This window comes from Methylopila musalis (assembly GCF_042679725.1).
GTDB lineage: Bacteria > Pseudomonadota > Alphaproteobacteria > Rhizobiales > Methylopilaceae > Methylopila > Methylopila musalis.
This window is the reverse complement of record NZ_JBHTMX010000119.1, coordinates 1-8971: the sequence shown is the minus strand read 5'-3', so window position 1 is coordinate 8971 and position 8971 is coordinate 1. Positions and strand designations below refer to the sequence as shown.

The 8971-nt window shown below is 68.5% G+C and carries 7 protein-coding genes and 2 tRNA genes; all 9 read right to left on the bottom strand.

What is annotated here, in order from left to right; all coding sequences use genetic code 11:
- Positions 1-867, bottom strand: an 867-nt coding sequence (locus ACFQ4O_RS12215; protein ID WP_378775969.1) for a metallophosphoesterase family protein, incomplete at its 3' end; no start/stop codon positions are given.
- A gap of 160 nt (positions 868-1027) precedes the next feature.
- Positions 1028-1103 (bottom strand) — tRNA-Val (locus ACFQ4O_RS12210).
- A gap of 93 nt (positions 1104-1196) precedes the next feature.
- Positions 1197-1472: an HU family DNA-binding protein gene (locus ACFQ4O_RS12205; protein WP_378775968.1), complete on the bottom strand. Its 276-nt coding sequence runs from the start codon at positions 1470-1472 to the stop codon at positions 1197-1199.
- A gap of 221 nt (positions 1473-1693) precedes the next feature.
- Positions 1694-4117 (bottom strand): endopeptidase La, encoded by a 2424-nt coding sequence (gene lon / locus ACFQ4O_RS12200; protein ID WP_378775967.1) that lies wholly within the window; start codon positions 4115-4117, stop codon positions 1694-1696.
- A 294-nt stretch (positions 4118-4411) separates the two neighbouring features.
- Positions 4412-5680, bottom strand: coding sequence for an ATP-dependent Clp protease ATP-binding subunit ClpX (gene clpX, locus ACFQ4O_RS12195; RefSeq protein ID WP_378775966.1), 1269 nt, complete (start codon positions 5678-5680; stop codon positions 4412-4414).
- 208 nt (positions 5681-5888) lie between these two features.
- Positions 5889-6530: an ATP-dependent Clp protease proteolytic subunit gene (locus ACFQ4O_RS12190; RefSeq protein ID WP_378775965.1), complete on the bottom strand. Its 642-nt coding sequence runs from the start codon at positions 6528-6530 to the stop codon at positions 5889-5891.
- Between the two features lie 98 nt (positions 6531-6628).
- Positions 6629-8116, bottom strand: a complete 1488-nt coding sequence (gene tig, locus ACFQ4O_RS12185) for a trigger factor (RefSeq protein WP_378775964.1) — start codon at positions 8114-8116, stop codon at positions 6629-6631.
- Between the two features lie 112 nt (positions 8117-8228).
- Positions 8229-8313, bottom strand: a tRNA-Leu gene (locus tag ACFQ4O_RS12180).
- A gap of 85 nt (positions 8314-8398) precedes the next feature.
- Positions 8399-8971: ADP-dependent NAD(P)H-hydrate dehydratase (locus tag ACFQ4O_RS12175; RefSeq protein ID WP_378775963.1), on the bottom strand; the 573-nt coding region annotated here is incomplete at its 5' end.

Sequence of the window (8971 nt, the reverse complement as noted above, 5' to 3'; positions counted from 1 at the left end):
GAGACGCGCGAAGCCGGTCGTGGCCACGCGGGCGAGCGTGCGCCGGCGGCGTCCCGACTCCGGCAGCAGCGCGGCGAGCGCCGCCTCGGGGTCGTCGCCTTCCAGCAGATGCAGCGGCAGCGTGCGCCAGACGAAATCGCCGGTCTCAAGCCGCGTCGCCTCGGGAAGCGCCGACGGCCCGGCCAGCGCGATCAGCAGCGCCTCGCCCGGACGGTCATGTTTGAACCGGTCCGGCTCCGGCGCGCCGCTGTAACGGGTGCGCGCGTCCACCTCCAGCGGCCCGTGCCAGTCGCCGAGCGCCAGATAGGCGAGGCCCGCCCGGCGGGCGCGATCCGGCGCGATCACGTCGGCGGCGGTCTGCTCTTCCGAGAAGCCGTGGATCGCGCCGTGAGCGAGCCCGATGCGAAGCGCGCCTTCGGGCGTCGCCTCGCCGTCCATCCATTCGGTCAGGTCGCGGCCGGGCCGGCGCGTGGTACAGGGCGCGGGCAGCAGAACGACGCCGTCTGCAAGCTGGATCGGCTTCGGCTCCACAGCCAGCGTCACATTGTCCGGCGCCTCGGCGCCAAGCGCCGTCCACAGCGGGCTCGCCTGCAGCGAATCGTGATTGCCCGGCAGCAGCACCCAGCGGATGGACGCGTGGTCGCGCATTTCCGCCAGCGCCTGCCGTCGCACGTCGGGCGCGGGCGTTTCGGCGTCGAAGGTGTCGCCGGCGAGAAGGATGGCGTCCGCGCCCTGCTCCCGCGCATGACGCGCGAGGCGGCCGATCACCCCGTGGCGCGCCTCACGCAGCCGGCCCGGCAGATCGCCGGAAAAGGCGCCGAAGCGCTTGCCGAGATGCAGGTCGCTCGAATGGATGAAGCGGAACATGGCTGCGCAGGGTCCCGGCCGGATCGTCGCCGCTCGTTCGCGGCGGATGGCGCAAGGCCGGACGGCGCACATAACGGCCGCCGACAGCTGTCGCGGACGCGCCGCGAAACGCGTGACCGACCAAGGACGGCGCCGGTCTGGAATGTCGTGGGAGACCGGCTGGTGGGCGGTGACGGGCTCGAACCGCCGACCCTCTCGGTGTAAACGAGATGCTCTACCAACTGAGCTAACCGCCCGGCCCCGGCCCGATCCGGCGCGAGACGCGCCGGCGGCGATGCGAACGGCCGACGGGCGGGGGCGCATGACGCGCCGCCCGCCGTCGCGTCCGATCAGGCGTTGACCGCGTCCTTCAGGGCCTGGCCGGCCTTGAACTTCGGGGTGTTGGATTCCGGGATCTTGATCGTTTCGCCGGTGCGCAGGTTGCGGCCGACGCCAGCGGCGCGCTTCACCACCGCGAAGGTGCCGAAACCGACGAGACGGACCTCGTCGCCCTTCTTGAGCGCCGAGATGATGGCGTCGAAGGTGGCGTCCACGGCCTTGGCGGCGTCCAGCTTGGTCAGACCGGAGGTCTCGGCGACCTCGGCGATCAGATCGGACTTGTTCATCGTTCCCTCCATGCTGAGGGGAATCGCGCGAGACGCGCGCCCCTGAACGAGCCCGGCACATTTTCGCGAAACGGCAGGAAGAGCAAGACGCAGTCCGCCGTTTTCGTTCATTTTGTACGGATTCCAGCCTGCACTGCGACGTTTCCACGCCGCCTGCGCCACAGCGGGACGCAAAAGAAGAGACCGGCGGCTCGTCTGGCGGGCCGCCGGTCCATCATCGTTCAGTGGGCGCGCAGGCCCGCGCCCTCGTCTTCCGTGGCCGCGGCGGGAGGCGGCGTGCGGTCCTCCTCCCAGGCGATCGGCTCCGGCTTGCGGGTCAGGGCGCGGCTCAGCACCTCGTCCACCACCCGCACCGGAACGATCTCAAGCCCGTTCTTCACGCTGTCCGGGATGTCCGCCAGATCCTTGGCGTTTTCCTCCGGGATGAGCACGGTCTTGATGCCGCCGCGCAGCGCGGCGAGCAGCTTCTCCTTCAGGCCGCCGATCGGCAGCACCCGGCCGCGCAGCGTGACCTCGCCAGTCATGGCGATGTCCTTGCGCACCGGAATGCCGGTCACCACCGAGACGATGGCCGTGACCATGGCGATGCCGGCGGACGGGCCGTCCTTGGGCGTCGCGCCTTCCGGCACGTGGACGTGGATATCCCGCCGGTCGAACAGCGGAGGTTCCACGCCGAAATCCACGGCGCGGGAGCGGACATAGGACGCCGCCGCCGAGATGGACTCCTTCATCACGTCCTTCAGGTTGCCGGTCACCGTCATGCGGCCCTTGCCGGGCATCATGACGCCTTCGATCGTCAGCAGCTCCCCGCCGACCTCCGTCCAGGCGAGGCCCGTCACCACGCCGACCTGATCCTCAAGCTCCGCCTCGCCGTAGCGATAGCGCGGCACGCCGAGGTAGTCGGCGAGGTTCGCGGCCGTGACCACCACGGCGGTCTGCGTCTTGTCGAGCACCAGCACCTTGACCGCCTTGCGGGCGAGGTTCGCCAGCTCGCGCTCCAGATTGCGGACGCCCGCCTCCCGCGTGTAGCGCCGGATCACCTCCAGCAGCGCGTCGGGCTCGATCGTCAGCTCCTTCGGCGCCAGACCGTGCTTGCCGTAGATCTCGGGCAGCAGGTGGCGACGGGCGATCTCGACCTTCTCCTCCTCGGTGTAGCCGGCGATGCGGATCACCTCCATGCGGTCCATCAGGGCCGGGGGGATGTTCAGCGTGTTCGCCGTCGTCACGAACATCACGTTCGACAGGTCGTAATCGACCTCGAGGTAATGGTCGTTGAAGCTGGAGTTCTGCTCGGGGTCCAGCACCTCGAGCAGGGCGGAGGCCGGATCGCCGCGGAAGTCCATGCCCATCTTGTCGATCTCGTCGAGCAGGAAGAGCGGGTTGGTCTTCTTCGCCTTCTTCATGGACTGGATGACCTTGCCGGGCATCGAGCCGATGTAGGTGCGGCGATGGCCGCGGATCTCCGCCTCGTCGCGCACGCCGCCGAGCGACATGCGGACATATTCGCGGCCCGTGGCCTTGGCGATCGAGCGGGCGAGCGAGGTCTTGCCGACGCCGGGAGGGCCGACGAGGCACAGGATCGGGCCGGTGAGCTTGTTCGCGCGGCTCTGCACCGCGAGATACTCCACGATCCGCTCCTTGACCTTCTCAAGGCCGAAGTGCTCCGATTCCAGCAGCGTCTCAGCCTGGGCCAGGTCCTTCTTGACCTTGCTCCGCACGCCCCACGGGATCGACAGCAGCCAGTCCAGATAGTTCCGGACGACCGTCGCCTCCGCCGACATGGGACTCATCTGGCGCAGCTTCTTGAACTCGGCGTCAGCCTTGTCGCGGGCCTCCTTGGAGAGCTTGGTGCGGGCGATCCGCTCTTCGAGTTCGGCCAAATCGTCCCGGCCATCGTCGTCGCCGAGCTCCTTCTGGATCGCCTTCATCTGCTCGTTCAGGTAGTACTCGCGCTGGGTCTTCTCCATCTGCCGCTTGACGCGGGTGCGGATGCGCTTCTCCACCTGAAGCACGGAGACCTCGCTCTCCATCAGGGCGAGCACCTTCTCCAGCCGCTCGAACACGTTGGCGAGTTCGAGCACCGACTGCTTCTCGGGGATCTTCACCGCGAGATGGGAGGCGACCGTGTCGGCGAGCTTGGACGGATCGTCGATCTGGCTGACGGCGCTCACCACCTCGGGCGAGACCTTCTTGTTCAGCTTCACGTAGTTCTCGAAGTCGGAGATGACGGAGCGCGACAGCGCGTCCACCTCCACCTGCTTCTCGATCACATCCTCAAGGGTCTCGACCCGCGCCTCGAAAAACTCGGTCCGGTCGGTGTAGTCGAGCACGCGCGCGCGGCCCTGGCCCTCGACCAGCACCTTCACAGTGCCGTCGGGCAGCTTGAGCAGCTGCAGCACGGTGGCGAGCGTGCCGACGTCGTAGATGCCGTCGGCCGCGGGCTCGTCGTCGGTGGCGTTCTTCTGGGTGGCGAGCAGGATGGGGCGGTCCTGCTTCATCACCTCTTCCAGCGCGCGGATGGAGCGCTCGCGCCCGACGAACAGCGGCACGATCATGTGGGGGAAGACCACGATGTCGCGCAGCGGCAGCACCGGATGAACGTCGACGCCGGGGGCGTCGGGCGCAGGCGATTGCGAAGTGGTCATGTTCGGATCCTTGTCACCAGCCCCGACGAGCGTCCCGAGGGACGACGCAAGGTCTCGATTCGGCGCGGCCGTCGCTTGCGAGCCTAAGGCCTCGCGGGGCGGCCGCCCAAGAGGGAGCGCACGTGACGCGAAGCGCCATGCACGCGTTTCATGACGATTAGGTGGCCATGCGCCCGAGGGGTGTCAATGGGCCGTGACGCGCCGGCTCTTCGGCGCCGCGGCGCGCGAAAACGAAAACGCCCGCGGCCAGAGCCGCGGGCGTGAAACGTCGCCGAAAACAGGACTGCGTCGGCGTCAGGCGCTCGCGGGCGCGACCTCGCCGGCGCGGTCGGCGTAGATGTAGAGCGGACGGCCCTTGCCGTCGGCCACCTCGCCCGAGATGACCACCTGCTCCACGCCTTCGAGGCCGGGCAGATCGAACATGGTGTCGAGCAGGATCTGCTCCATGATCGACCGCAGGCCGCGGGCGCCGGTCTTGCGCTCGATCGCCTTGCGGGCGATCGCGGTGAGCGCCTCTTCGGCGAAGGACAGCTCCACGTTCTCCATCTCGAACAGGCGCTGATACTGCTTCACAAGCGCGTTCTTCGGCTCGGTGAGGATGGTCTTCAGCGCTTCCTCGTCCAGATCCTCGAGCGTCGCCAGCACCGGCAGACGGCCGACGAACTCAGGTATCAGGCCGAAGCGCAGCAGGTCCTCGGGCTCCACATGGCGGAAGATCTCGCCGGTGCGGCGATCGTCCGGAGCCTTGACCTTGGCGCCGAAGCCGATCGAGGTGCCCTGCCCCTTCGACGAGATGATCTTGTCGAGGCCGGCGAAGGCGCCGCCGCAGATGAACAGGATGTTGGTCGTGTCCACCTGCAGGAACTCCTGCTGCGGATGCTTGCGCCCGCCCTGCGGCGGCACGGAGGCCACGGTGCCCTCCATGATCTTCAGCAGCGCCTGCTGCACGCCCTCGCCGGACACGTCGCGGGTGATCGACGGGTTGTCGGACTTGCGGCTGATCTTGTCGATCTCGTCGATGTAGACGATGCCGCGCTGGGCGCGCTCCACATTGTAGTCCGCGGCCTGAAGCAGCTTCAGGATGATGTTCTCCACGTCCTCGCCCACGTAACCGGCTTCGGTCAGCGTGGTGGCGTCGGCCATGGTGAACGGCACGTCGAGGATGCGGGCCAGCGTCTGGGCGAGCAGGGTCTTGCCGCAGCCGGTCGGGCCGATCAGCAGGATGTTCGACTTCGCCAGCTCGACGTCGTTGTGCTTGGTCGCGTGGTTCAGGCGCTTGTAGTGGTTGTGAACCGCGACCGACAGCACCTTCTTCGCGTGGTCCTGACCGATGACGTAGTCGTCGAGAACCTTGCGGATCTCCTTCGGCGTGGGAATGCCGTCGCGCGACTTCACCAGCGAGGATTTGTTCTCCTCCCGGATGATGTCCATGCAGAGTTCGACGCACTCGTCGCAGATGAACACGGTCGGACCCGCGATCAGCTTGCGCACCTCGTGCTGGCTCTTGCCGCAGAAGGAGCAGTAGAGGGTGTTCTTGGCGTCTCCGCCGCCGACCTTGCTCATCATATCACCCCTTTCGGGTCGAAGCCGACGGCCCGTGCCCCGCCGCTTCATCCAGATGTCATATGCCGATTGAGAGCTTAATCAATCGGCGCCGTCACATGGGGACGGCGCGGCTGCGACGCAACGCCGCCGGCCATGATACGCGGATGGACGCGCGCGGCAACAGCCGCGCGTCGCGCTCATGACAGGCCGGCGACGGCCATCCGGCTCAGGCGCCGGCGGCGTCTCCGTCGCCCTCGCCCGGACGGCGCTCGACCACCTGGTCGATCAGGCCGAAATCCCGAGCCTGATCGGCGGTCAGCATGGTGTCGCGGTCGAGCGTGCGCTCGATCTCCTCATAGGAGCGGCCGGTGTGCTTCACATAGATCTCGTTGAGGCGGCGCTTGATGCGCACGATGTCCTCGGCGTGGCGCTCGATGTCCGACGCCTGCCCCTGGAAGCCGCCGGAGGGCTGGTGCACGAGGATGCGGGCGTTCGGCAGCGCGGCGCGCAGCCCCTTCTCGCCGGCCATCAGGATGAACGAGCCCATGGAGGCCGCCTGGCCCATGCAGAGCGTCGCCACCGCCGGGCGGATGTACTGCATGGTGTCGTAGATCGCGAGGCCGGACGTCACCACGCCTCCCGGCGAGTTGATGTAGAGCGCGATCTCCTTCTTCGGATTCTCCGCCTCGAGGAACAGCAGCTGGGCGCAGATCACCGCCGCCATGTCGTCGTTGAACGGTCCGGAGAGGAAAATGATTCGCTCCTTCAGCAGGCGCGAATAGATGTCGAACGAACGCTCGCCCCGGTTGGTCTGTTCGATCACCATGGGGATCAGGAAGTTGGTGGTCAGGTCCTGAAAGTCGCGCATCGTCGAATCTCATCCTCAAGATGGCTGCGCCGCGCCACCGGAATCCGGCGACGCGGCGCGCTTGGCTCGCGGCAATGGACGCCCCTGAGGGCGAGACGTCAAGCGGAGGGCTCGGCGTCCGTGGTCGGCTCGGCGGCCTCGGCCTTCGCGGCCGTCTTGGCGGCGGCGCGCTTCTCGCGGCGCTGGGCGGCCTTGCCCTCGTCGCCGGACGTGGCGGCCGCGTCCTTCTCACCCGCCCCGTCGGCGTCCGGATCGGCCATCAGCTCCTCCTTGGAGACCTGACGCTCGGTCACGGTCGCCTGACCGAGGATCTGGTCGACGACCTTGTCCTCGAAGATCGGCGCGCGCAGCTCGGCCAGCGCCTCGGGGCTCTGACGGTAGAAGTCCCACACCTGCCGCTCCTGGCCGGGGAACTGGCGGGCGCGCTCGATCAGGGCGCGGGTCACCTCGTCGTCGGTGATCTTGACCTCGTGCTTCTCGCCGATCTCGGCCAGAACCAAGCCGAGACGCACGCGACGCTCGGAGATCTTGCGATACTCGGCGCGGGCGTCGTCCTCGGTGGTGTCCTCGTCCGCGAAGCTGCGGCCGCTGCGCTCGAGGTCGGCGACGACCTGCCGCCACACGTTGTCGAACTCCTGCTCCACCAGCGTCGGGGGCAGGTCGAAGTCGTACTGGGCGTCGAGGGCGTCCAGCAGCTCGCGCTTCACCTTCTGGCGGGCGACCTGGGCGTACTGATTGCCGATCTGCTCACGGATGGTGGCCTTGAGCGCCGCCAGATCGTCGAGGCCGAGGCTCTTGGCGAGCTCGTCGTCGATCTTCAGCTCGCCCGGCGCCTCGACGGCGGTCACGGTCACGTCGAAGGTCGCGGCCTTGCCGGCGAGATGGGCCGCGCCGTACTCCTCGGGGAAGGTCACGTTGAGGACGCGCTGTTCGCCGGCCGTGGCGCCGACGAGCTGCTCCTCGAAGCCCGGAATGAAGCGGCCGGCGCCGATCTCGATCTGCTGGCCTTCGGCCGCGCCGCCCTCGAAGGGCTCGCCGTCGATCTTGCCGAGAAAGTCGATGGTCAGGCGGTCGCCGGTCGCGGCGGCCTCGCCCTCGGCCTTGGCCACGTAGGGAACGTTCTGCTTGGCGACGTTCTCGACCGCTTCGTCGACCTCGGCGTCGGTCACCTCGGCGACGAGCTTCTCGAGCTTCAGCTCGGCGACGTCCTTGAGCTCGATCTTCGGCAGCACTTCCAGCTCGACCGTCACGGACAGGTCGGCGGCGCCGGAGATCACGCCCTCGACCTCTTCCTGCGACTGCGGCAGGGTGATCTTCGGCTGCATGGCGAGCTTGAGGCCGTTGTCGTCGACGATCTTCTTGTTCGCCTCGGCGACGGTCTCCTCGACGACCTCGGCCATCACCGACTTGCCGTAGAGCTTCTTGAGGTGCGCCACCGGCACCTTGCCCTTGCGGAAGCCGTTGATGTTGACGCGGTCCTTCAGCGTCGCGAGACGCTCGTTCAGACGGGCGTCGAGGTCCTGCGCGGGGACGACGACCTTGAACTCGCGCTTGAGGCCCTCATCGAGGGTTTGCGTCACCTGCATGGGCGTCGGTCTCTTCGAATCTTCCGCCGCGGCGCTGCGCTTGACCCTGTTGGGAGCGCGCGCCCGCGGCGCCTGGTGTCACGAATGGCGGCGGGCGATCGAGCCGACGCTGTGGTGCGGGCGGAGGGGCTCGAACCCCCACGGCTTGCGCCACGGGAACCTAAATCCCGCGTGTCTACCAGTTCCACCACGCCCGCGCCGGGCCTGTCGCGCCTCAGGCGCCGACATGGCGCGCAAGGCGGCGCCTCTATATCACGGACGCCACGGGGCGCAGCAAAAAATTCATGAATCCTTCGGCGATCCGAGAAGACGCGCGAGAACGGCCGGCGCAGCGTTGGGAAGATCGTCCGCAATCAGCCCCGGCCCGAAGCCGGCCGCCGCTTCTCCATGGACCCAGACCGCCGCGGCCGCCGCCTCGAAGGCCGGCATGCCCTGGGCGATGAAGCCGGCGCAGAAGCCCGCCAGCACATCGCCCGCACCTGCGGTCGCAAGCGTCGGCGGCGCGTTGTCGGCGATGGCCGCGCGGCCGTCGGGACCTGCGACCACCGTGTCGGCCCCCTTCAGCACGACCACCGCGCCCATGCGCTCCGCCGCCGCCCGCGCCCAGTCAAGCTTGGAGCCGGCGGTGAGGTCCGGGAACAGCCGGGCGAACTCGCCCTCGTGGGGCGTGAGCACGACGGGCCGGCCGCCCGCGCGCCGGATCGAGGCCGCAAGCTCGTCCGCACGGCCGGCGAAGGCGCTGAACACGTCGGCGTCCAGCACCACCGCCTCGGCGCCATCGAGCGCAGCGAGCGCGGCCAATTCCACGCCGGGCCCTGCGCCTGGACCGACCACGGCGGCGGCGACACGGCGCGC

Excerpts from the sequence above, each read along its gene's own strand:
- tig (WP_378775964.1), bottom strand. The coding sequence starts at position 8,116 with ATGCAGGTGACGCAAACCCTCGATGAGGGCCTCAAGCGCGAGTTCAAG.
- ACFQ4O_RS12205 (WP_378775968.1), bottom strand. The coding sequence starts at position 1,472 with ATGAACAAGTCCGATCTGATCGCCGAGGTCGCCGAGACCTCCGGTCTG.
- clpX (WP_378775966.1), bottom strand. The coding sequence starts at position 5,680 with ATGAGCAAGGTCGGCGGCGGAGACGCCAAGAACACCCTCTACTGCTCC.
- ACFQ4O_RS12190 (WP_378775965.1), bottom strand. The coding sequence starts at position 6,530 with ATGCGCGACTTTCAGGACCTGACCACCAACTTCCTGATCCCCATGGTG.
- lon (WP_378775967.1), bottom strand. The coding sequence starts at position 4,117 with ATGACCACTTCGCAATCGCCTGCGCCCGACGCCCCCGGCGTCGACGTT.